Origin of the sequence: Kitasatospora kazusensis, assembly GCF_039529945.1 — a bacterium.
GTDB lineage: Bacteria > Actinomycetota > Actinomycetes > Streptomycetales > Streptomycetaceae > Kitasatospora > Kitasatospora kazusensis.
In genome coordinates this window covers 328,130-350,071 of sequence record NZ_BAAANT010000001.1, presented here as the reverse complement: position 1 = coordinate 350,071, position 21,942 = coordinate 328,130, and the positions used below count along the sequence as shown (strand labels likewise).

Genomic DNA, 21,942 nt, shown 5'->3' with positions numbered 1-21,942 from the left:
TCCCCGCGCATCCCCCGACGGCACCGCAGGACCGCCGGCCGCGACGGCCGCCCCACTGCCACGGAGGGCCGCCCCCGATGCCTGCTTCCGCCACCGCGACCGCCGTACCCGCACCCCGAGTACCGGAGCCCGCCGTGGACCCTGCCGTGGAGCCCGCCCCCGAGGCCGCCTTCGGCGTCCGCTCGACCCGGTGGACGGACGGCGGGCTGGAGATCACCGGCTTCGCCCGGCCCGGCGGCCGCGGCACCAGCTGGCTGAGCGGCCTCTTCACCTCGCTCACCCTCCAGCAGACCGACGAGGCGCACACCCGGACGGTCCGGCTGCGCACCCGGCACCTGAAGCTGCCGGAGGTCACCGACGACAGCGGGCAGAGCACCTTCGACTACGACTGGGCCGGCTTCACCGCGACCGTCGACCCGGCCAAGCTCCGTGACGGCGGCCGCTGGCTGGAGGGCGACTGGCTGATCGAGGCGGGCGTCCGGGCCGGCCGGCAGCGCGAGCAGGGGCCGCTCACCCAGCACTGGTGCGGGTCCGGCGAGTACCCGCTGACCCGGTGGGTGGACCGGGACGTCCGGGTGCTCCCGTACTTCGCCGAGAACGCGCTGCGGCTGCGGGTCGAGGTGGTCCAGGACCGGATCACCTCGGTCGGGCCGGCCGACGGCGGCCTCGACCTGGCCGTGCTCGCCGCCGACTGCCCCGAGGGCACGGTGCTGCGGCTGCGGCACCGGCAGTCCGACACCGAGCTGAGCTTCCCATTGGTGCCGGCCGACGGGCCCGGGTACCGCGTCCGCGTCCCGTTCGCCCCCTTCGTGATCGACGGCCCGGGGCCGCACGAGATGGAGCACTGGGACCCGGAGCTGCTGCGGCCCGACGGCAGCACCGCCCGGCCGGTGCTGGACGACCGCGGCGGTCCGCTCTCCGCCCAGCACCCGCTGCCCGCCCCCGGCCAGCTGCTCTACGTCAAGCAGCTCGCCGACGGCTACCCGCAGTTCTGCGTCCAGCGCGGCACCGCCTTCATCGAGCGGATCACCGCCTCCGGTGACGGCTTCGAGCTCGCCGGCGAGGCCCCGCTGCCCGGCGACGGCCCGCTGGAGCTGGTGCTCCGGCACAGCAACGGCACCGGCGAGGTGCACCACCCGGTCGCGCGCGGCGAGCGGTTCTCCTGCCGGATCCCCGCGCTGTACACCTGCTCCGACGGCTCCCCGCGGCCGCTGCCCAAGGGCATCTGGGAACTGCGGATCCGCCCGGCCGGCCGGGCCGACGCCGAGCAGCCGCTGATCGTCGCCCCCCAGGCACTGGCCACCCTGCCCGTCACCGTGACGGCCGGCTCCCCGGCCACCGGCAGCAAGTCCGTGCTGTTGCAGCGCCGCTGGCACGACACGCTGATCCTCGACTCCACCCCGGTGCTGGCCGCCGCCGAGCGCAGCGCGTACACCCAGCGGCGGCTGCTCACCGAGGCCTACCCCGCCGCCCGCCGCCGCCCGCTGCGCGAGGCGGTGCTGTACGACGTCTTCGGCGGCCGGGGCTACTCGGACTCGCCGCGCGCGATCCACACCGAACTGGTCCGGCGCGGCGCCCCGCTGGAGCACCTCTGGGTGGTCGACGACGCCCAGGGCGCGGTGCCCGAAGGGGTCCGGCCGGTCCGCAGCCACAGCGCCGAGTGGTACGAGGCGCTGGCGACCTCGCGCTACCTGGTCGGCAACACGCACTTCCCCGACTTCATCGAGCGCCGCCCGGGCCAGCTGGTCGTCCAGACCTGGCACGGCTCACTGCTCAAGCGGATCGCCCACGACGTGGAGAACGCCTGGCTCGGCGACGCCGGGTACCTGGCCGCGCTGGACCGCGAGTCGCCGCAGTGGAGCGTGCTGCTCTCCCCCAGCGCGTTCGCCACCCCGATCCTGCGCCGGGCCTTCCGCTACGAGGGCGAGATCCTGGAGTCCGGCTACCCGCGCGGCGACGTGCTGGCGCTGGGCACCGGCGCCGGGGCCGTCCGCGAGCGGCTCGGCATCCCGGCCGGGAAGCGGATCGTGCTGTACGCCCCCACCTGGCGCGAGGACCAGCAGCGCGAGAGCGGCGACGGCTTCCGCCTCGGCCTGCGGCTCGACCTGGACGCCGCGCGCGCCGAGCTCGGCGAGGACCACGTGCTGCTCGTCCGGCCGCACTCGCACGTCCGCGAGCCGCTGCCCGGCGCCGGCGACGGCTTCCTGTACGACGTCGGCGACTACCCCGACGTGCAGGAACTGCTGCTGGCCGCCGACGTGCTGGTGACGGACTACTCCTCGATCATGTTCGACTTCGCCATCACCGGCCGGCCGATCCTGTTCTTCACGTACGACCTGGAGCACTACCGCGACACCCTGCGCGGCTTCTACTTCGACCTGGAGTCCGAGGCCCCCGGCCCGCTGATCCCCACCTCCCCCGAACTCCTCACCGCCCTGCGCGACCTGGCCGGCTCCGACGCCCTCACGACCCGCTACGCGGACGCCTACCGGCGCTTCCGGGCCGTCCACTGCCACCTGGACGACGGCGGGGCCGCCGCCCGGGTGGTGGACCGGATGCTCGGCGGGACTCCGGCGGCAGGGGTGAACCCTGCGGATCGGTAGGGTGTGGATCACATTCGGAGCAGCACCGCTGCCGAAGACCGCGTACTCCTAGGCAGGCCATGACCGTGCTGTTGGACCGCCCCGCCCTCGGCTCGCCCCTGCGCACCAGGCTCACCCGCCGGGTACCGCCGAGGCTCCAACTACCGCTCGCCGTGGGCCTCGGGACGCAGGCCGTCCTGCTGCTCTGGTGGGCCGCGTTCTACCCCGGACTGACGAGCTACGACTCCGCCGTCTACGTCTCCCAGGTGACGACCGACACCTGGAGCTCCGAACACTCCGTCCTGTACGACGCGTTGCTCTGGGCCACCCTGCAACTGCCGGGCAAGCTGGCACTGCTGACGCTCGGCCAGACCGTGCTCACCGCGGCCACACTGGCGTACACCTGCGTCTGCCTGCGCGCGCTCGGCTGCCGGGGCCGGTGGACGGCGCCGATCGCCCTGCTGCTCGCGATGGTGCCGCAGACCGGGGCGTTCGTGGTGTTCATCTGGAAGGACGTCCCCTTCACGCTCTGCTCGGTGCTGGTCTTCGCCGCCTCGGCGCGGCTGGTGGCGCGCCGCGCGGGGCCGCTGGACTGGTGGGTGCTCGGGGTGGCCCTGCTCGGCCTCGGCCTGTTCCGGAACAACGGCCCGGGCGTGGCCCTGGTCGCCGGGCTGGCGCTGGTGGCCGTGGTGCGCGGGTTCCGCCGCCGGCTGCTGGTGCTGACGCTGGCCAGTGTCGCGGTCTCGCTGTTCGGCCAGCTGTGGCTGTACCCGGCGCTCGGGATCAGGCAGCCCGCCCTCAGCTCGGTCTACTCGCTCAACTACCACGACCTCGCGGTCGCCTACGCGGGCCAGCCCGACCTGTTCTCCCCCGCCGACACCGCCGTCATGGCCCAGGTCGCCCCGCTGGCCGCCTGGGCGAAGGGCGGCGCGAACTGCTACGTCTCGGACCAGCTGGTACTCGGCGCCGGCTTCGACCTGACGGCGGCGACCCGGGTCAACGACGAGCTGATGGGCCTGTGGACCAAGGCGCTGGAGCAGCGCCCCGACCTGGTCCTGGACGCCCGGCTCTGCCGCGGCCACATCGCCTGGTCCCCCTTCCCGGGCCCGGACGACCAGCACGCGGGGACCTGGATCCCGTACGCGCTGCCCGCGCCGCCCGACCTGTACGGCGTCGCCGCGCCGGGCACCTCCATGGCGCGCAACCCGTACCGCTTCACCCTCTACAACCACCCGGTCTGGCAGCCGCTGCACACCGCCGCCGAGTTCTGGTACAACGCCTTCCGGGTCCCGCAGCTGGACTGGCTGTTCTACCGGGGCGCCACCTGGTGCTACCTCGGTTACGCGGCGCTCCTGCTCTACGCCGGGCGGCGGCGGATGCGCTCCGTGTACGCGCTGGCCGGCGTCATGATCGGATTCCAGCTGACCGTGCTGGCGGCCAATCCGGCGCCGCTGTACCGCTATATGGTGGGACCGCTGTTCATCGGGCCCTTCTGCCTCGCGCTGCTCCCGGCGGTGCGCGGGCCCCGGGCCCGGAACACCGAGGTCTGACCCTCCCCGCACCGCTGTCTGGAGAACCGTCGTGCCCGAAACCGTCGCCTCACCCGGATCCGCGCCCGGACGCCTGCTGGAACGGGCCGTCCGGCGGATCCCGTCGGACTGGCGGCTGCCCCTCGGCGTACTGGCGGGCACCCAGGCGATCTGGCTGGTCTGGTGGGCCGCGTACTACCCGGCGCTGCTCAGCTTCGACTCGGTGATGTACACCTGGCAGGTCACCACCGGCAACGTCTCCTCGGACCACTCCGTCCTCTACGACGGCTTCGTCTGGCTGGCCCTGCACCTGCCCGGACAGTTCGGGCTGCTCACGCTGCTCCAGACCACGGCGGCCTCCGCCTGCCTCGCGTACGCCTGCGTCGCGATGCGCGACCTCGGCGTCCGCGCGCGCTGGACCGTCCCGGCCGCCCTGCTGACAGCCGCCTTCCCCTCCACCGGCGCGTTCGTGGTCTACGTCTGGAAGGACGTGCCGTTCACGCTCTGCGGGCTGCTGGTCTTCGCCGCCTCGGCCCGGCTGATCGCCCTGCGGAAGCTGCCCGTCGAGGGCGCCTGGTGGCGGCCCGGCTCGCGCCGCTTCGACCTGCTGATGCTCGCCACGAGCCTGCTCGGGCTCGGGCTGTTCCGCAACAACGGCGTGGGCGTGGCCCTGGTCGCCGGGCTCGCCCTGGTCCTGGTGCTGCCGGGCCTGCGGGTCCGGGTGAGCGCGCTCGTGCTGGCCGCCGTGGTGATCCCGGTCGTCTGCCAGCTCTGGCTGTTCTCCGCGATGGGGGTGAAGCAGCCGCCGTCGGACGCGGTGTTCGCGATGAACTACTCGGACGTCGCGGTGGCCTACCAGGAGGCCTCCTACCTGTTCACCCCGGCCGACGTCGCGGTGCTCAAGGCCGTCGCGCCGATGAGCACCTGGAAGCAGGGCGCCAACTGCTACTCGGCCGACGCGCTCACCAACACCTCCGCGCCGTTCGACCACACGGTCGCGCGGGAGCACAGCACCGAGCTGGTGGGCATGTGGACGAAGGTGCTCAAGGAGCGCCCCGACATCATCCTCGGCGCCCGGATCTGCCGCGGGCACATCGCCTGGGCCCCCTTCTCGGACCGGACCGCCCCCGGCGCCAGCACGATCATCCCGGGCATCGCCCGGGTCCCGCACTACTGGGGCTTCACCGACCCGGCCGGTTCGGCGAACCCGGCGACCGGGACCATCTCCCCCGCCGGCCGGATGGTCGGCAGCCCCTACCTGCCGGCCCTGGACAGCCACCCGTTCTCCAAGAAGCTGAACAAGGCCGCGACCTGGGTCAACCTGCTCTTCCGGGTCCCCCAGCTCGACTGGATCATCTGGCGCGGCGCCACCTGGTGCTACCTCGGCTACGCCGCCCTGGCCTGCTACGCGATCGGGCGGCGCCGCCCGGCCGTCTACGCCCTGGGCGGGGTCATGCTCGGCCTCCAGCTGACGCTGGTCGCGGCGAACCCGGCGGAGCTGTACCGCTACAACGTCGTACCGCTCTTCATCGGCCCGCTCTGCCTCGGCCTGATCGCGGCCCGGCGGGGCACGGAGCCGCGGGCTGCGGCCGAGCCGGTGAAGGAGCAGCGGGAGCCCGCGGAGCTCACCGCGTAGGAGCCTGCGGCGCTCACCTGCCCAACAGCCGCGGGCAACCACCTCAGGGGCGCGTGGGGGTACCACCCGGCCGAAGGCTGGGGGAGAACGGCGCGCGCAACCGGGCACGACCGTCACTACCGCCTCGCGCAGTTCCCCGCGCCCCCAAGAGCTCACCAAACGCGTACGAGCAACCACACCAGGGGCGCGAGGAACGGCACGCGCAACCGTGCACGACCGTCACTACCGCCTCGCGCGGTTCCCCGCGCCCCCTGGGTGCCCGATCCTGAACGGTCGGTCCCTAGGGGGCGAAGGCATACGTGTGCCAGGGCCGCCAGACCTGGTCGGGGCCGAAGCGGGAGAGGCTGAAGCCGGGGACGGTGAAGGTGGCGTGGAAGGCACGGGCCGACTCGTGGGCCTGGTCGAGGACGGCCTCGGGGAGACCGTGGGCGACCGTCACGTGCGGGTGGTAGGGGAAGGCGAGTTCCCGGGCGAGCGGGCCGGAGCGGACGGCGGCTTCGAGCGCGCGGCACTCCTGCGCGCCCTCCTCGACCCGGACGAAGACCACCGGGGAGACCGGGCGGAAGGTGCCGCTGCCCTGGAGCAGCATCCGGAACGCGCGGTGCCGGGCCGCCACCGCCGTCAGGTGGGTCTCGATCGTCGGCAGCAGCGCGGCCGGGACCTCGGTCGGCGGCAGCAGGGTGACGTGGGTGGGTATCGAGCGGGCGAGCGGGTCGCCGTGCCCGGCCCGGGCGTCCTGGATGGCGGTGCCGTAGGGCTCCGGGACGGATATGGACACGCCGATGGTGACGGCCTCGGGGAGGTCGCCACCATCGGGGGCGGTCGCAGGCGGCATCAGCGCTTCGGTGCCAGGAAGCCGATGCGGTCGTACACCGTGGCCAGCGTCCGGGAGGCGACCTCGCGGGCCTTCTCCGCGCCGAGGCCGAGCACCCGGTCCAGCTCCGCCGGGTCGTCCAGGTAGGTCTTGGTGCGCTCCTGGAAGGGGAGCACCCACTCGGTGAAGAGCTCGGCCAGCTCGGTCTTCAGGGCGCCGTACATCTTGCCCTCGAAGTGCGCGACCAGCTGCTCGACCGACTGCCCGCTGAGCGCGGAGTGGATCCGGAGCAGGTTGGAGACGCCGACCTTGTTCTCCTCGTCGTAGGTGACCACCGTGTCGGTGTCGGTGACGGCGCTCTTGAACTTCTTCGCGCTGACCTTGGGGTCGTCCAGCAGGCTGACCAGGCCCTTGGGCGAGGAGGCCGACTTGCTCATCTTCGCGCTCGGGTCCTGGAGGTCCTGGATCTTCGCCGTCGCCTTCAGGATGTACGGCTTCGGCACGGTGAAGGTCGGCGCGTAGCGGGTGTTGAAGCGCTCCGCGAGGTCGCGGGTGAGCTCCACGTGCTGGCGCTGGTCCTCGCCGACCGGGACGGCGTCGGCCTGGTAGAGCAGGATGTCGGCGATCTGCAGGATCGGGTAGGTGAACAGGCCGACCGAGGTGCGGTCGGTGCCCTGCTTGCTGGACTTGTCCTTGAACTGCGTCATCCGGGCGGCCTCGCCGAAGCCGGTGAGGCAGTTCATCACCCAGCCGAGCTGGGCGTGCTCGGGCACGTGCGACTGGACGAAGAGGGTGCAGCGCTCCGGGTCGAGTCCGGCCCCGAGCAGCTGGGCGACCGAGACCCGGGTGTTCTCACGCAGGGTCGCCGGGTCCTGCTCGACGGTGATCGCGTGCAGGTCGACCACCATGTAGAAGGCGTCGTTCTGCTCCTGGAGGTCCACCCACTGCCGCACCGCGCCGAGGTAGTTGCCCAGGTGGAACGAGCCTGAGGTGGGCTGGATACCCGAGAGCACCCGGGGACGGTCCTTTGCCGGACCACTGACCGCTGCGTTGACCATGGGCGCCATTGTTCCAGCTTCGGCGACCGGTCAGGAAACGACTTCGCTCGGAGGATCGTCCAGTGTGACGGCACTCACTCTGATCCGTTCGATCCGGCGGCCGTCCAACCGGGCGACGGTGAGCAGCACGCCGTCCTCGGTGGCGATCTGGTCGCCGGCCTCCGGCAGCCGTCCGAGCGCGCTGACCACGTACCCGGCGACCGTCTCGTACGGGCCCTCGGGCAGCGTGACGCCGGTCTCCTCGGTGAAGTCGGCGAGGTTGAGCAGCCCGTCGATCTCCATGCCGCCGCCGGCCAGCCGGCGGGTGGCGGTGGTGTCCTGGGCGTCGTACTCGTCCCGGATCTCGCCGATCACCTCCTCGACCAGGTCCTCCAGGGTGACGATGCCCGCGGTGCCGCCGTACTCGTCCACGATCATCGCGAGGTGGTGGCCCTCCCGGCGCATCTCGCCCATCGCCTCCAGCACCCGCTTGGTGGACGGCAGCAGCTTGACCGGGCGGGCCAGGTCGCGGACCCGGACGGCCTGCTCGCCGCGCGAACCGTACAGGTCGCGGACGTGCACGAAGCCGACCACCGCGTCGTACGAGCCCTCGACCACCGGGTAGCGGGAGTGCGGGGAGGTGCTGGTCTCCTCGCGGACGGCGGTGAGCAGCTGGTCGGCGTCCAGGAAGGTGACCTCGGTGCGCGGCACCATCACCTCGCGGAGCTGGCGCTCGCCGGCCGCGAAGACGTCGGCGATCAGCGCCCGTTCGTCGCTGCTCAGCTCGGTGTTGGTGGCGACCAGGCCGCGCAGCTCCTCCGAGCTCATGGTGCCCCGGCCCGCCTTGGGGTCGCCGCCGAACAGCCGGACCATCAGGTTGGTGGAGTGACCGAGCAGCCAGATCACCGGGCGCAGCACCACGGACATCACGTCGACCACGGGCGCGGCGAGCACCGCGATGGCGTCGGCGCGCTGGAGGCCGATCCGCTTGGGGGTGAGTTCGCCGAGCACCAGCGAGACGTAGCTGATGACGAGGGTGAGGCCGACCAGCGCGACGGCGTCCGAGACGCCGGAGGAGAGGCCGAGCCGGACGAAGACCGGGGAGAGCTTGCCCGCCAGGGTGTCCGCGCCGAAGGCCGCGGACAGGAAGCCCATACAGGTGACGCCGACCTGGACGGCCGCCAGGAAGCGGTTCGGGTCGGCGGCGAGGTGCGCGGCCCGCGCGGCGCCCCGGGTGCCCTTGGCCTCCAGCGCGCGGATCTGGCCCTCCCGCAGTGAGATCAGCGAGATCTCGGCGATGTTGAAGAGTCCGCCCAGCAGGATGAAGACGAGGACCAGCGCGGCGTCCCGGAGGGTTTCGTTCACGGTGGGTCAGTGTACGGCGGCCGCCGGGGGCCGCTCCGCCGGTGAAGCACCAGGGGCGCGGGGAACTGCGCGACATCGGAAGGCGACAACCTGCACCCTTCCGCCTCGCGCGGTCCCCCGCGCCCCGGTTCAGCGGACTCAGATCAGGCCGAGCTCGGCCACCGCGTCGCGCTCCTCGACCAGCTCGGCGACCGAGGCGTCGATCCGGGCGCGGGAGAAGTCGGAGATCTCCAGGCCCTGGACGATCTCGAACTTGCCGTCCTTGGTGGTGACCGGGAAGGAGGAGATGATGCCGGCCGGGACGCCGTAGGAACCGTCGGAGACGATGCCCATGGAGGTCCAGTCGCCCTCGGCGGTGCCGTTGACCCAGGTGTGCACGTGATCGATGGCGGCGTTGGCGGCCGAGGCGGCGGAGGAGGCGCCACGGGCGTCGATGATGGCCGCGCCGCGCTTGGCGACGGTCGGGATGAAGTCGCCCTCCAGCCAGTTCTGGTCGGCGATCAGCTCGGCGGCGTTCTTGCCGGCGACCTCGGCGTGGAAGATGTCCGGGTACTGGGTGGCCGAGTGGTTGCCCCAGATCGTCAGCTTCTTGATGTCGTTGACGGTGACGCCGGCCTTCTTGGCCAGCTGCGCGATGGCGCGGTTGTGGTCCAGGCGGGTCATCGCGGTGAAGCGCTCGGCCGGGACGTCCGGGGCGTTGCGCTGGGCGATCAGGGCGTTGGTGTTCGCCGGGTTGCCGACCACCAGGACCTTGATGTCGTCGGCCGCGTTGTCGTTGATGGCCTTGCCCTGCGGGCCGAAGATGCCACCGTTGGCCGCGAGCAGGTCACCGCGCTCCATGCCCGCGGTGCGCGGACGGGCGCCGACCAGCAGGGCGACGTTGGCGCCGTTGAAGCCCTCGGCCGGGTCGGCGGTGATGGTGATGTTGCGCAGCAGCGGGAAGGCGCAGTCGTCGAGCTCCATCGCGGTGCCCTCGGCGGCCTTGAGGCCCTGCGGGATCTCCAGGAGGCGCAGGTTCACCGGGACGTCGGCGCCGAGCAGGTGGCCCGAGGCGATGCGGAAGAGAAGCGCATAACCGATCTGGCCGGCCGCGCCGGTGACGGTGACGTTGACAGGGGTGCGAGTCATTTTTGTCTACTCCAGCGATCGCCAGGTGCCACGCTCCCGGCACGCTCGACGAGCCGGAGCCGAGGACGGTCTCTCGACGTCGAGAGACCCGGCTCAGGCTATCGCAAGCCGGGGCCGGGCACCGCCTCGGGACATGGCGGATGTGTCACATGCCGGGGCACGTGGGCATCCGCCCGTGGGCCCGTCAGGCAGGGCACACCCAGGGGCGCGTGGGGGCACGCCCCCCTGGGTGGCACCGCCGGCGCCCGGTCTCAGTGGTGCCGGCGCCCGACGAACTGCCCGATGTTGTCGAGCACCGACAGGTGGATCCACGGATCGGGCTGCGCGACCAGGGTGAGCAGCACGATCGCCCCGCCGAGGACGGTCAGCACGCTGACGTCCGTGAAGCGGCTGCGCACCGCCAGCAGGCCGACCTCCGGCAGGACCAGCCGCAGGACGGCGCCCAGCACCAGCGAGCCGCCGACCGTGAGCAAACCGGTCTTGAAGTCGCCGAACCTGGTGATGACGAGACCGACGCCGGCCACCGCCAGGACCAGCGTTATCGGCCACTGCCGCACCGGCAGGGTGTGGCCGCGGCCGATCGCCGCCGCCGAGCCCTCCGGCGGCAGCGTGCCCGTGGTGGTGACCGGCCGGCGGCGCGACCGGGTCATGCGTACGGCTGCCATCGTTACTGCGCGGCGCGGCGCTCGGCCGCCTCGACGATGTTGTTGAGCAGCATCGCGCGGGTCATCGGGCCGACGCCGCCGGGGTTCGGGGAGATCCAGGCGGCGACCTCGGCCACGCCCGGGTCGACGTCACCGACGATCTTGCCCTCGCCGTCGCGGCTGACACCGACGTCCAGCACGGCCGCGCCCGGCTTCACGTCCTCCGGCTTGACCAGGTGGCCCACGCCGGCGGCGGCCACGATGATGTCGGCCCGGCGCAGGTGCGCGGAGAGGTCACGGGTGCCGGTGTGGCAGAGCGTGACGGTGGCGTTCTCGCTGCGGCGGGTGAGCAGCAGGCCGATCGAACGGCCGACGGTCACACCACGGCCGACCACGACCACGTCGGCGCCGTCGATCTTCACGTCGTGCCGGCGGAGCAGCTCGATGATGCCGTACGGGGTGCAGGGCAGCGGGCCCTCGATGCCGAGCGCCAGGCGGCCGAGCGAGGTGGGGTGCAGGCCGTCGGCGTCCTTGTCCGGGTCCATCAGTTCCAGGACGGGGTTGGCGTCGAGGCCCTTGGGCAGCGGGAGCTGGACGATGTAGCCGGTGCAGGTCGGGTCGGCGTTGAGCTCGCGGACGACGTCCTCCACCTCCTGCTGGGTGGCGGTGGCGGGCAGCTCGCGCTGGATGGAGGCGATGCCGACCTCGGCGCAGTCCTTGTGCTTGCCGTTGACGTACCAACGGCTGCCCGGGTCGTCGCCGACCAGAACGGTGCCGAGACCGGGGGTGATGCCCCGCTCCCTGAGGGCCGCCACGCGGACGGCGAGTTCGGATTTGATCGCGGCCGCAGTGGCCTTGCCATCGAGAATCTGGGCAGTCATGGGCCTATTCTCCTGGATCGGGCCCGGTGCCCGCGCGCGCCCCGGCCCCGGCCGCCCGCTCGTCGGCCCGCCGGACCGGCCCGGGTTGCGGTTGCGCCACAGTTGCGCCCGGCGCGGAAAGGTGGCTGGACAGGGCCCGGCCGTCCGGACGACGATATGCCCGAGCGTAATCGCCGCCGCTCGCCGCCCAGTGACAGGCTGTCGGGCGCGGCGCGGGGGGAACCACGGGGGAACCACAGTGAGCAGTCCGTACCAGCCAGCGCCGCCCGATCCGTACGGCGGCGGTCACCAGCTCCCGCCACAGCCGTACCCGCAGCAGGCGTACCCCCAGCAGGCGTACCCGCAACAGCCCGGTTACGGGCCCGGTTACGGCTACCCACAGCAACCGTTCGCCGCGCCGGTGCCGGTGCAGGTGCCGAACTCGTTCGCGACCGCCTCGGTGGTGCTCGGCTTCATCGCCATCCTGTTCTCCTGCGCCTACGGCGGCGTGCTCGGCCTGGTCGGCCTGGGCATCGGCATCGCCGGGCTGAACCGCTCGGCCGCCACCGGCGTCGGCCGGAACGCGGCGATCGGCGGCGTGGCGCTCAACACACTGGCCGTGCTGATCACCATCGCACTGGTGGTCTTCCTCTTCGTATCGGCCCACGGGTGAGCGGCGGCGCAGTGGGCCCGCTGACGTCCCGTTGGCGCGACTCGGCGCAGACCCCCCGGGGCGCGGTGCTGCGGGTGTTCGCCCGGGTGGGCGCGGGCGTGCTGGCGGCCGTCGCGGTGGCCCGGCTGCACGACGCGCACGACCCCGGGGTGCTCTGCATGCTGCGGCGGTTCACCGGTGTCCCGTGCCCGGCCTGCGGCTGCACCACGGTGTTCATCGAGGCCGGCCACGGGCACCTCGGGGCCGCGCTGGCGGCGAACCCGGTCGCGGTGGCGGCGGGCCTCGGCCTGCTGCTCGCCCCGCTCGGGCCCGGCCGGTGGTGGTGGCAGCTGTCGACCGTCCGCCGGAACACCGTGCTCGGGGTGGTGTTAACGCTCTCCTGGCTGTGGCAGCTGCACCGCTACGGCTTCCTGCCCGCCTGAAGGTCCGTCCGGACCTCCGCCTGAACCTCCTGCGACCGTTCGAACACCGTCGGCCGGTGCGCACCTGCGCCGTCGGTCCGGTCCGCTAGTCTCCCACCCGGTCGGCAAGCTCAACTGCCCGTCCGTCCCAGGGTCTTCCTGTATCCGTCCCCACCATGTCCCATCCTGCCTGGAGGCAAAGATGAGCTACCCGCCCGACCCGAACAACCCCTACGGCCAGCCGCAGCAGCCGCCGCAGCCCGGTTACGGCTACCCACAGCAGACCCCGCCGCCCGCCCCGGGCTACGGCTACCCGCAGCAGCAGCCCCCGGCCCCCGGCTACGGCGCCCCGCAGGGCGGCTACGGCGCCCCGCCGCAGCCCGGCCCGTACGGCAACCAGGCGCAGGTCCAGCAGTTCTACGCGGGCTGGGGCTCGCGGGTCGTCGCCCGGATCATCGACCAGTTCAGCATCTTCCTGCTGCCGACCATCCTGATCGGCGTCGGCTACGTCCAGGTGGTGTCCAGCGCGGTCAAGACCATCAACACCGTCAACACCACCGGCGTCGCGGACACGACCACGACCAGCAGCAGCGGCACCGTCTTCTTCCTCATCGGCGGTGTGCTGAACCTCGCCGGCCTGGCGCTCTACACCTACATGCAGGGCACCAAGGGGCAGAGCCTCGGCCAGAAGGCGGTCAACATCCGCGTTCTGAGCGAGGCGACCGGCCAGCCGATCGGCTGGGGCATGGCGTTCGTCCGCCAGCTCTGCCACATGCTGGACTACTTCGTCTGCTGCCTCGGCTTCCTGTGGCCGCTCTGGGACGCCAAGAAGCAGACCTTCGCGGACAAGATCATAAGCACCGTGGTCGTCAAGTCCCAGTGACCTGACCGCCCCTGACGCCGAGGGCCCGCACTCCTGTCGTTCGGAGTGCGGGCCCTCGGCGTTCGTCAGCCGGCTGCGGCTCAGTGGAAGAAGTGCCGCGTCCCGGTCAGGTACATCGTCACCCCGGCCGCCGCGGCGGCGGCGATGACCTCTTCGTCACGGATCGAGCCGCCGGGCTGGACCACGGCCTTGACGCCGCCGTCGAGCAGGATCTGCAGGCCGTCGGCGAACGGGAAGAACGCGTCGGAGGCGGCGTACGAGCCCCGGGCCCGCTCGCCGGCCCGCTCGACCGCGAGCTTCGCCGAGTCGACCCGGTTGACCTGGCCCATGCCGACGCCGACCGAGGCACCGCCCTTGGCCAGCAGGATCGCGTTGGACTTGACGGCCCGGCAGGCCCGCCAGGCGAAGGACAGCTCGGCCAGCTCGTCGGCGGACAGCGCCTCGCCGGTGGCCAGCGTCCAGGCCGACGGGTCGTCACCGTCGGCGTCGATCCGGTCGACCTCCTGGAGCAGCAGGCCGCCGCTGATCCGGCGGGCCTCCAGCCGCTCGCAGGGCGCCTCGGGGGCGCGCAGCACGCGCAGGTTCTTCCGCTTGGTCAGCACCTCGACGGCGCCGTCCTCGTACGCCGGGGCCACCACGACCTCGGTGAAGATCGGGGCGATCTGCTCGGCCAGCTCCACGGTGACCGGGCGGTTGACGGCGATCACGCCGCCGTACGCGGAGACCGGGTCGCACTCGTGCGCCTTGCGGTGCGCCTCGGCGACGTCCGCGCCGGTGGCGATGCCGCACGGGTTGGCGTGCTTGATGATCGCGACGGCCGGGCCGTCGTGGTCGTAGGCGGCGCGGCGGGCGGCGTCGGTGTCCATGTAGTTGTTGTAGGACATCTCCTTGCCGGCCAGCTGCTCGGCGCCCGCGAGGCCGCCGGTGCCGTCCAGGTACAGCGCCGCCTGCTGGTGCGGGTTCTCGCCGTAGCGGAGCACGTTCGACAGGTCCCAGGTGGCACCGAGGAAGGCCGGGAAGGCGGCCTCGGACTCGGTGTAGCCGGAGGTCTCGAACCACTGCGCCACCGCGACGTCGTACGCGGCGGTGTGCGCGAAGGCGGCACCGGCGAGGCGCTTGCGGGTCAGCAGGTCGAAGCCGCCCTCCTTCACCGCGTTCAGCACGTCCGTGTAGCGGGCCGGGTCGACCACGACGGCGACCGAGGGGTGGTTCTTGGCGGCGGCGCGGACCATCGACGGGCCGCCGATGTCGATCTGCTCGACGCACTCGTCGGGCGTGGCGCCGGAGGCGACGGTGGCCTTGAACGGGTAGAGGTTCACCACGACCAGGTCGAAGGGCTCGATGCCCAGCTCGGCCAGCTGCGCGCGGTGCGACTCCAGCCGCAGGTCGGCGAGCACGCCGGCGTGCACGCGGGGGTGCAGCGTCTTCACGCGCCCGTCCAGGCACTCCGGGAAGCCGGTGAGCTCGGAGACCTCGGTCACCGGGACGCCGGCGGCGGCGATCCGGCCGGCCGTGGAGCCGGTGGAGACCAGCTCGACACCGGCGGCGTGCAGGCCCTGGGCCAGCTCCTCCAGGCCGGTCTTGTCATAGACGCTGACCAGTGCCCGACGGATCGGGCGGACGTTCTCGGAGACAGGGGGCGTGGTGCTGGCGGCGGCGCTCATGCCGGGATCCGTACCTTTCGGTCTTCAATGCGGTGGCCTTCGCGGGCCAGCCGGCCCACGACCTCGACGAGCAACTGGCGCTCGACTGTCTTGATGCGCTCGTGCAGCGCGTCGCCGCCATCGGCGTGGTCGGCGTCGGTGACCTCCACGACGCCCTGCGCGATGATCGGCCCGGTGTCCACTCCGGCGTCGACCAGGTGGACGGTGCAGCCGGTGACCTTCACCCCGTACGCGAGTGCGTCGGTGACACCGTGTGCGCCGGGGAAGGCGGGCAGCAGGGCGGGGTGGGTGTTGACGATCCGTCCGGCGAAGGCGGCGATGAACTCGGGGCCCAGGATCTTCATGAACCCGGCGGTCACCACCAGGTCGGGCTCGTACCCCTGGACCGCCGCGGTGAGCGCGTGGTCCCAGTCGGCGCGGCCGGGGAAGTCCTTGACCCGGTGGACGAAGCTCGGCAGGCCCGCCCGCTCGGCGCGCTCCAGCCCGGCGATCCCGTCCCGGTCGGCACCGACGGCGACGATCACCGCGCCGTAGGCGGGGTCGGCGACGGCGTCGATCAGGGCCTGGAGGTTGGTGCCGGAGCCGGAGACCAGGACCATCAGTCGGGCCGGGCCGGGCGTGCGGGGCGGAAAGGTTTGGGCGGGGGCGGCTGCCACTGCTCGAATCTCCGTACGTCGTGTCGCCCGCTGGTACGTCCACCGTCGGTGGGGCCAGTGCGGGCGGCGGCAGGTCTGGCGGACGGGACGCGCGGGGATCCGCCGCACGGCGGGCCCCGGGAACCGTGGTGAGCTGCTGACCGTGTCCACGATAACGGCTGGTCGGAGGCGTCCCGTACCCGTCTCGGGGCGCTACGCGCGTAGTTGAGATGCGGATCTCCCCCGGCCGTTCCTCGGCCGTTCACCCGGGGCCGATCGTCCGGGGTCGGCGGGCGCCGCCGCTGCGCACCGGTCACCCCCGGGACGGCAGGGCGGCGCACGGCCCGGAGCGGACCTGCGGGATCATGGGGGACGCGGGACGCCGGAGGGCGTGCCCGGCGAGGCGGCGCGAGCCGTACCGACCCGCGTCGACCAGAAGGAACGGCAGACCCGATGAGCAGCGGCGACAACACCGGCGAGCGCAACCCCTTCGCACCGCCGCCCGCGGATGCCCCCGACCAGCCCTGGCAGCCCCGGACCCCGCCGCAGCCCCCGGCCGGCGGCCCCGAGGACCCGTCCGGCGGTGAGCACCCGCAGGTGCCGCCGCCGCACCCGTGGAGCCCCGGGCAGCAGAGCGGCTGGTCCCCTGGGCCGCCGGCACCGCAGCCGAAGTTCGACCCGAACGACCCCGTCCAGCGCCGCGCCCGGTACGCGCTGAGCGCGGGCATGGCCGCCCTGTTCTGCGTGGTCACCGGTGTCGCGTACGTCGCGCTGCTGTTCGGGGCGCTCGCCGTCCACTGGGGGATCAGCGCGCTGCGGGCCCCCCGGAAGACCGGCGGGAAGGCCGAGGGCGCCACCCCCGTGCCGCCCGTGCCGCCCGTCCGCCCGCAGACGCCGGCCGCCATCGGCGGGCTGGTCACGGGCGGCGTCGCGGTGCTCTTCGTCCTGGGCTTCCTCGGGATCAACATCTACTACAGCGACTACGTGAACTGCGTGAACGACGCCCCCACGGCGGAGGCCCAGCAGGGCTGCAGCGACCTCGGCCCGAAGTTCCTGGTCGACGTCTACACCAGCGCGGGCCAGTAGGAGCAGGCTCACGCACCCGCCGGCCCGTCAGGGGCGGCCGCGCCACCACGCGAACGGGGAGCGGAGGCCGGCGGCCCAGGCCAGTACGCGGTGCAGGGCGATACGGGTCGCGGCGGCGCGGCGGACGGTGCAGGCGGTGATCCGCTGCCACCAGGACGGCGCGGCGCCACGGGTGAGCCACCAACGGACCAGCAGCGCCCCGGGCACGGCCGTCACCGCCAGCCAGCCGGTGGCGGCGAGCCCGGCCGGCCAGGGGGCCGGCCCGAGGTCGGACATCCGGCCGGCGGCCAGCGCGCCACCGGCCAGCCAGGCGCAGAGCGCCGCACCCGCGCCCGCCAGCGCCGAACCGCCGAGCGCGGCGAGCGCGGTGGCCGCCGGGTGCCACGGCGGGGCGGCCTCCGCGCCGCGTCCGCCCGCCGCCGCGCGGCCGAGCAGCACGGCGGGCACCAGGCCCGCGAGCAGCGGCAGTCCGCAGGCCAGCAGCCGCCAGCCGGGGCCGCCGGGCCCGCCGGACTCCGGGAGCAACGCGAGCAGCGGGAAGTCCGGCACCGCCCCGAGCCGCACCCCGGTCGGCGCGACAACCGTGCCGGTGCCCACCGCGAAGCCCGTACCGAGCGCGTACGCCGCCGCCCAGAGCACCGCGTTCGGCAGCAGCAGCGTGCAGGCGAGCAGCAGTCCGGCGAAGCCCGCCACGTCCGGGCCGAGCCCCTGGACGGACCGCCCGGCGGCTCCCCCGCCGAACAGCAGCGTGGCCGTCAGCACCAGCCCGCCCGCCGCCACCAGGCCGAACCCGCCCGCGGCGGCGGCCCGCCGGACGGCCGGGCCGCCGTCCACCGGCACGGCCCAGTCCGGCACCCGCGCGGCCCACCCGGGCAGCGCCGGACGCCACGCACCGGCGGCCGACCGCAGGCCCGCGGCGAGCGAGAGCCCCACCAGCGCGGCGACCGCCGGCAGGTCGAGCAGCGGCCGGGCCCGCAGCGCGCCGGACGCGCCGCACTCGGCGACCGCCACCGCCGCGACCGCCAGATAGCCGGCCCCCACGCCCAGCGCGGCACGCCAGGGGTTCCGGTCACGCCGTCCGAGGCGGGCGCCGGTGCGGACCAGCAGGACGGCGGTGAAGACCGTCGACAGCAGCGGGGTCACCGTCACCGGGACGGCCGGCCCACCCCGGGTGAGCGGCGCGCCGTGGCCGAGCAGCCAGAGCGCGCAGGCCAGCCGCCCGGCCCCGGCGGCGGTGTCGTCGCCGTACGGGGTGAGCACCCAGAGCCCGAGCACCGGGACGGCGATCACGGCCAGGGTGAGCAGCGCCGCCCGGACGCCGGTCAGCACGTCGGCGAGGACCGAGCGGGTGCCCAGCTCGCCCGGCAGGCCCAACACTGGACGGCCCATCAGCTGCGTCATGGGCCTCATGATCCCAAGATCACCCGTTGTGCCCCGTGAAGGGGCGAATTTTCGCCGTGTCCCGGATTATTCGTTTATGTGCCAATTGCCGTCCCAGTGCAGCGAGCGGTCCGCCCGGTGAGCCCCGCCACGACGGCGCCCCCGCAGCCCGCCGACCGCCGGCTGCTCGGGCTGCTCAGGCTGCTGACCCCCCGTGAGGCCCGGCTGCTGGCCCGCTTCGCGGCGGGTGAGGACATCGACGCGATCGCCCGGGCACTCGGCACCACCCCCGGCACGGCCCGCACCCAGTTGCACCGGGCGATGCGCAAGCTCGGCGTACGGACCCGCGCGCAGGCCGTCGCCGCCACGGACCTGCTCCCGTCGACGGCGCTCGCTCCCCCGCTCACTCCCCCTACGGCTCCTGCCGCTCAGGCGGCTCCGGCTGCTCCGGCTGCTTCAGCGGCTCCGGCTCCGGCTCCGGCTCCGGCCGATGTGTTCCGGGAGCTCTGCGCGACCGCCCACACCCGGCTCGTCCAGCAGACCTACCTGCTCACCGGCGGGCGGCGGCGCGCCACGCGCTGCGTGCGCCGGGCGCTCGCCGCCGCCTCCCGGCGCAGGCGTGAGGTGTCCGCGCTGGCCGACCCCGAGGCGTGGGTCCGGGCATACGCGTTCGAGGCGGCGCTGTCCCCGTGGCGCCCGGGCGGTCCACGGCGCGCCCACCGCCTGCAGCTGCCGCGCCCACGGATCGGCACCGGCCCGACGGACCGGCGGCGCGACCGGGCGCTGCTCAAGGCGCTCCGGCGGCTGCCCCGCCCGCAGCGGCGCGCGCTGGTACTGCACGACGGGCTCGGGCTGTCGGCCGCCGAGGTGGCGGTGGAGGTGGAGTCGAGCACGGCGGCGGCCGAAGGCCGGGTACGGGCGGCCCGGGCGGCTCTGGCCCGCTCGGTACCCGACCTGGTCGGCCCCGACCCACAGGCACCCGGCTTCGGCGAAGGCCTCAGCGCGCTGCTGCACCGCGCCGCGGTGGCGGCCTGCCCCGCACCCCGGGACCCCCGGCCCGGGCTGGTACGGGTGACCGGACGGCTCCGCCCCGGGCTGGTCACCGGGGCCGCGGGCCTGCTGACACTGGCGATGGGCGCGGCCGTGGTGGGCACCCTCGCGGGCAACGGACCCGCAGGGTACTTCCGTCCGCCGAGCCCGGCACTGCCCCTGTGCTCGGCGGTCGGCACCGGCAGCGCGGGGCCGGCTGCGCCGGGCGGCTCTCCGGGCCTGCGCAGCCTTTGGTGCAACCCGTAAGCGGAGCCAGGGGCGCGTGGCTGAGCAAGTGCGGACGGGAACGCAGCAGCGCCGCCTCCCGGAAGGGAAGCGGCGCTGCTGACCGACGAACTACGAGGCTCAGAGAGCCTCGAAGAGCACGCGGGCGAGGCGGGCGGTCTCGGACGGCGTCTTGCCGACCTTGACACCGGCGGCCTCAAGGGCCTCCTTCTTCGCCTGCGCGGTGCCCGAGGAGCCGGAGACGATGGCGCCGGCGTGGCCCATGGTCTTGCCCTCGGGGGCGGTGAAGCCCGCGACGTAGCCGACGACCGGCTTGGTGACGTGCTCGGCGATGTAGGCCGCCGCACGCTCCTCGGCGTCGCCGCCGATCTCGCCGATCATGACGATGATCTTGGTCTCCGGGTCCGCCTCGAACGCCGCGAGGGCGTCGATGTGCGTGGTGCCGATGACCGGGTCGCCGCCGATGCCCACGGCCGAGGAGAAGCCGAGGTCACGCAGCTCGTACATGAGCTGGTAGGTCAGCGTGCCGGACTTCGACACCAGACCGATCGGGCCCGCGGTGGTGATGTCCGCCGGGATGATGCCCGCGTTGGACTGTCCGGGGGAGATCAGGCCGGGGCAGTTCGGGCCGATGATCCGGGTCTTGCTGCCCTTGGCACCGGCGTACGCCCAGAAGGCGGCCGAGTCGTGGACCGGGACACCCTCGGTGATGACGACCGCGAGGCCGATCTCCGCGTCGATCGCCTCGACGACGGCGTCCTTGGTGAACTTCGGCGGCACGAAGATGACGGTGACATCGGCACCGGTCTCCTTCATGGCCTCGGCGACGGAGCCGAAGACGGGAACCTCGGTACCGTCGACGTCGACCGTGGTGCCGGCCTTGCGCGGGTTGACGCCACCGACGATCTGGGTGCCCGAGGCGAGCATCCGACGGGTGTGCTTCATGCCCTCGGAGCCGGTCATGCCCTGGACGATGACCTTGCTGTCCTTGGTAAGGAAGATAGCCATGGTGTTAGTCCCCTTCCTTACTTGGCCGCGGCCAGCTCGGCGGCACGCTCAGCGGCGCCGTCCATGGTGTCCACCTGCTCGACGAGCGGGTGGTTGGCGTCGGTCAGGATCTTGCGACCCAGCTCGGCGTTGTTGCCGTCGAGGCGGACGACGAGGGGCTTGGTGACGGCCTCGCCCTTCTCCTCGAGCAGCGCGAGCGCCTGCACGATGCCGTTGGCGACCGCGTCGCACGCGGTGATGCCGCCGAAGACGTTGACGAAGACCGACTTGACGTCGGGGTCGCCCAGGATGATCTCCAGGCCGTTCGCCATCACCTCGGCGGACGCGCCGCCGCCGATGTCGAGGAAGTTGGCGGGCTTCACGTTGCCGTGCGCCTCACCGGCGTACGCGACCACGTCGAGGGTGCTCATGACGAGACCCGCGCCGTTGCCGATGATGCCGACCTCGCCGTCGAGCTTGACGTAGTTCAGGCCCTTGGCCTTCGCCGCCGCCTCGAGGGGGTTGGCCGCCGCGTGGTCGACCAGCTCCTCGTGGTGGGGCTGACGGAACTCGGCGTTCTCGTCCAGGGAGACCTTGCCGTCGAGCGCGATGATCTTGCCGTCGCCGGACTTGATCAGCGGGTTGACCTCGACGAGGAGCGCGTCCTCCTCGATGAAGACCTTCCACAGGCCGACGAGGACGTCGGCCACCTGGTCGGCGACCTCGGCCGGGAACTTCGCGGCCGCGACGATCTCACGGGCCTTCTCCGGGGTGCAGCCCTCGTTGGCGTCGACCGGGATCTTGGCGAGCGCGTCGGGGTTCTCCTCGGCGACGACCTCGATCTCCACGCCGCCCTCGACGCTGGCCATCGCCAGGAAGGTGCGGTTGGTGCGGTCCAGCAGGAACGAGACGTAGTACTCGTCCTTGATGTCCGCGGTCTGGGCCAGCATCACCTTGTGAACGGTGTGGCCCTTGATGTCCATACCGAGGATCGCCTCGGCCTTGGCAACCGCGTCGGCCGGGTCGGCGGCGAGCTTGACGCCGCCGGCCTTGCCACGGCCACCGACCTTCACCTGAGCCTTGACGACGGCGCGTCCGCCGAAACGCTCGGCGATGGCGCGAGCGGCTTCGGGGGTCTCGATGACATCACCGTCAAGCACGGGCACACCGTGCTTGGCGAAGATGTCCCTCGCCTGGTACTCGAACAGGTCCACGTGTGTTCGTCCTTGTTCGTGGTCGCGGATTGTGTCTCTACGAGCGTGCCACGGCAGGATCTTCGCTGCGGGTCGTCGAGGCGGTGCGGGTACGCAGAGTTTGTGGCCTTGCGGCCCACACAGCCACGGGCGCACACGTCAATCAACAC

The 21,942-nt window shown here is 73.1% G+C and carries 19 protein-coding genes; 8 read left to right on the top strand and 11 right to left on the bottom strand.

Annotation, left to right across the window (positions count from 1 at the left end; genetic code table 11):
* Positions 1-77: 77 nt before the first annotated feature.
* The 3 genes from ABD330_RS01680 to ABD330_RS01670 are packed head-to-tail and all read left to right on the top strand — an operon-like array spanning position 78 to position 5,747.
* Positions 78-2,603 carry a CDP-glycerol glycerophosphotransferase family protein gene (locus tag ABD330_RS01680; protein ID WP_344459871.1) on the top strand — a complete coding sequence of 842 codons (2,526 nt, stop codon included), beginning with the start codon at positions 78-80 and terminating at the stop codon, positions 2,601-2,603.
* 59 nt (positions 2,604-2,662) lie between these two features.
* Complete coding sequence (locus ABD330_RS01675) at positions 2,663-4,132, top strand: hypothetical protein (RefSeq protein ID WP_344459869.1); 1,470 nt, start codon at positions 2,663-2,665, stop codon at positions 4,130-4,132.
* Between the two features lie 31 nt (positions 4,133-4,163).
* Complete coding sequence (locus tag ABD330_RS01670) at positions 4,164-5,747, top strand: hypothetical protein (RefSeq protein WP_344459868.1); 1,584 nt, start codon at positions 4,164-4,166, stop codon at positions 5,745-5,747.
* 280 nt (positions 5,748-6,027) lie between these two features.
* On the opposite strand, the gene ABD330_RS01665 is transcribed toward ABD330_RS01670, so the two are convergent.
* The 6 genes from ABD330_RS01665 to ABD330_RS01640 all read right to left on the bottom strand — a co-directional run bounded on the left by ABD330_RS01665 (position 6,028) and on the right by ABD330_RS01640 (position 11,616).
* Positions 6,028-6,582 (bottom strand): 2'-5' RNA ligase family protein, encoded by a 555-nt coding sequence (locus ABD330_RS01665; protein WP_344459866.1) that lies wholly within the window; start codon positions 6,580-6,582, stop codon positions 6,028-6,030.
* Positions 6,582-7,619 (bottom strand): tryptophan--tRNA ligase, encoded by a 1,038-nt coding sequence (gene trpS / locus ABD330_RS01660; protein ID WP_344459864.1) that lies wholly within the window; start codon positions 7,617-7,619, stop codon positions 6,582-6,584. The genes ABD330_RS01665 and trpS overlap by 1 nt, the downstream gene beginning before the upstream one ends.
* Before the next feature lie 30 nt (positions 7,620-7,649).
* Positions 7,650-8,963, bottom strand: a complete 1,314-nt coding sequence (locus tag ABD330_RS01655) for a hemolysin family protein (RefSeq protein WP_344459863.1) — start codon at positions 8,961-8,963, stop codon at positions 7,650-7,652.
* Positions 8,964-9,101: 138 nt separating this feature from the next.
* The gene (locus tag ABD330_RS01650) at positions 9,102-10,091 is read right to left on the bottom strand and encodes a malate dehydrogenase (RefSeq protein ID WP_344459861.1); all 990 of its coding nucleotides are present in this window, start codon (positions 10,089-10,091) and stop codon (positions 9,102-9,104) included.
* Positions 10,092-10,342: 251 nt separating this feature from the next.
* A complete protein-coding gene (locus ABD330_RS01645) occupies positions 10,343-10,741 on the bottom strand; it encodes a DUF3017 domain-containing protein (protein WP_344459860.1) in 399 nt (132 codons plus the stop codon).
* A 17-nt stretch (positions 10,742-10,758) separates the two neighbouring features.
* Positions 10,759-11,616 (bottom strand): bifunctional methylenetetrahydrofolate dehydrogenase/methenyltetrahydrofolate cyclohydrolase, encoded by an 858-nt coding sequence (locus ABD330_RS01640; protein WP_344459858.1) that lies wholly within the window; start codon positions 11,614-11,616, stop codon positions 10,759-10,761.
* 238 nt (positions 11,617-11,854) lie between these two features.
* On the opposite strand from ABD330_RS01640, the gene ABD330_RS01635 reads away from it, so the two are divergent.
* From ABD330_RS01635 to ABD330_RS01625, 3 genes are all read left to right on the top strand, one after another.
* Positions 11,855-12,268, top strand: a complete 414-nt coding sequence (locus ABD330_RS01635; protein ID WP_344459856.1) for a hypothetical protein — start codon at positions 11,855-11,857, stop codon at positions 12,266-12,268.
* Positions 12,265-12,690 carry a DUF2752 domain-containing protein gene (locus ABD330_RS01630; RefSeq protein ID WP_344459855.1) on the top strand — a complete coding sequence of 142 codons (426 nt, stop codon included), beginning with the start codon at positions 12,265-12,267 and terminating at the stop codon, positions 12,688-12,690. The genes ABD330_RS01635 and ABD330_RS01630 overlap by 4 nt, the downstream gene beginning before the upstream one ends.
* 181 nt (positions 12,691-12,871) lie before the next feature.
* Positions 12,872-13,552 carry an RDD family protein gene (locus ABD330_RS01625; protein WP_344459853.1) on the top strand — a complete coding sequence of 227 codons (681 nt, stop codon included), beginning with the start codon at positions 12,872-12,874 and terminating at the stop codon, positions 13,550-13,552.
* 80 nt (positions 13,553-13,632) lie between these two features.
* Here ABD330_RS01625 and purH read toward each other — a convergent pair whose 3' ends face one another.
* Positions 13,633-15,216 carry a bifunctional phosphoribosylaminoimidazolecarboxamide formyltransferase/IMP cyclohydrolase gene (purH, locus tag ABD330_RS01620; protein WP_344459851.1) on the bottom strand — a complete coding sequence of 528 codons (1,584 nt, stop codon included), beginning with the start codon at positions 15,214-15,216 and terminating at the stop codon, positions 13,633-13,635.
* Positions 15,213-15,815 carry a phosphoribosylglycinamide formyltransferase gene (purN, locus tag ABD330_RS01615; RefSeq protein WP_344460032.1) on the bottom strand — a complete coding sequence of 201 codons (603 nt, stop codon included), beginning with the start codon at positions 15,813-15,815 and terminating at the stop codon, positions 15,213-15,215. The genes purH and purN overlap by 4 nt, the downstream gene beginning before the upstream one ends.
* A 489-nt stretch (positions 15,816-16,304) precedes the next feature.
* Between purN and ABD330_RS01610 the strand changes: the two genes are divergently transcribed.
* Positions 16,305-16,937, top strand: coding sequence for a hypothetical protein (locus tag ABD330_RS01610; protein ID WP_344459849.1), 633 nt, complete (start codon positions 16,305-16,307; stop codon positions 16,935-16,937).
* Positions 16,938-16,964: 27 nt separating this feature from the next.
* Here the strand turns inward: ABD330_RS01610 and ABD330_RS01605 are convergent, their stop codons facing one another.
* Complete coding sequence (locus ABD330_RS01605) at positions 16,965-18,338, bottom strand: cell division protein PerM (RefSeq protein ID WP_344459848.1); 1,374 nt, start codon at positions 18,336-18,338, stop codon at positions 16,965-16,967.
* A 117-nt stretch (positions 18,339-18,455) separates the two neighbouring features.
* Between ABD330_RS01605 and ABD330_RS01600 the strand changes: the two genes are divergently transcribed.
* Positions 18,456-19,613 carry a sigma factor-like helix-turn-helix DNA-binding protein gene (locus ABD330_RS01600; RefSeq protein WP_344459846.1) on the top strand — a complete coding sequence of 386 codons (1,158 nt, stop codon included), beginning with the start codon at positions 18,456-18,458 and terminating at the stop codon, positions 19,611-19,613.
* A gap of 99 nt (positions 19,614-19,712) precedes the next feature.
* Here the strand turns inward: ABD330_RS01600 and sucD are convergent, their stop codons facing one another.
* Positions 19,713-20,600 carry a succinate--CoA ligase subunit alpha gene (gene sucD / locus ABD330_RS01595; protein ID WP_344459845.1) on the bottom strand — a complete coding sequence of 296 codons (888 nt, stop codon included), beginning with the start codon at positions 20,598-20,600 and terminating at the stop codon, positions 19,713-19,715.
* Positions 20,601-20,617: 17 nt separating this feature from the next.
* Complete coding sequence (gene sucC / locus ABD330_RS01590) at positions 20,618-21,793, bottom strand: ADP-forming succinate--CoA ligase subunit beta (protein ID WP_344459844.1); 1,176 nt, start codon at positions 21,791-21,793, stop codon at positions 20,618-20,620.
* Positions 21,794-21,942 lie beyond the last annotated feature (149 nt).

Excerpts from the sequence above, each read along its gene's own strand:
- ABD330_RS01665 (WP_344459866.1), bottom strand. The coding sequence starts at position 6,582 with ATGCCGCCTGCGACCGCCCCCGATGGTGGCGACCTCCCCGAGGCCGTC.
- ABD330_RS01680 (WP_344459871.1), top strand. The coding sequence starts at position 78 with ATGCCTGCTTCCGCCACCGCGACCGCCGTACCCGCACCCCGAGTACCG.
- trpS (WP_344459864.1), bottom strand. The coding sequence starts at position 7,619 with ATGGTCAACGCAGCGGTCAGTGGTCCGGCAAAGGACCGTCCCCGGGTG.
- ABD330_RS01675 (WP_344459869.1), top strand. The coding sequence starts at position 2,663 with ATGACCGTGCTGTTGGACCGCCCCGCCCTCGGCTCGCCCCTGCGCACC.
- ABD330_RS01645 (WP_344459860.1), bottom strand. The coding sequence starts at position 10,741 with ATGACCCGGTCGCGCCGCCGGCCGGTCACCACCACGGGCACGCTGCCG.
- ABD330_RS01640 (WP_344459858.1), bottom strand. The coding sequence starts at position 11,616 with ATGACTGCCCAGATTCTCGATGGCAAGGCCACTGCGGCCGCGATCAAA.
- sucD (WP_344459845.1), bottom strand. The coding sequence starts at position 20,600 with ATGGCTATCTTCCTTACCAAGGACAGCAAGGTCATCGTCCAGGGCATG.
- purH (WP_344459851.1), bottom strand. The coding sequence starts at position 15,216 with ATGAGCGCCGCCGCCAGCACCACGCCCCCTGTCTCCGAGAACGTCCGC.
- ABD330_RS01610 (WP_344459849.1), top strand. The coding sequence starts at position 16,305 with ATGAGCAGCGGCGACAACACCGGCGAGCGCAACCCCTTCGCACCGCCG.
- purN (WP_344460032.1), bottom strand. The coding sequence starts at position 15,815 with ATGGTCCTGGTCTCCGGCTCCGGCACCAACCTCCAGGCCCTGATCGAC.
- ABD330_RS01605 (WP_344459848.1), bottom strand. The coding sequence starts at position 18,338 with ATGACGCAGCTGATGGGCCGTCCAGTGTTGGGCCTGCCGGGCGAGCTG.
- ABD330_RS01625 (WP_344459853.1), top strand. The coding sequence starts at position 12,872 with ATGAGCTACCCGCCCGACCCGAACAACCCCTACGGCCAGCCGCAGCAG.
- ABD330_RS01650 (WP_344459861.1), bottom strand. The coding sequence starts at position 10,091 with ATGACTCGCACCCCTGTCAACGTCACCGTCACCGGCGCGGCCGGCCAG.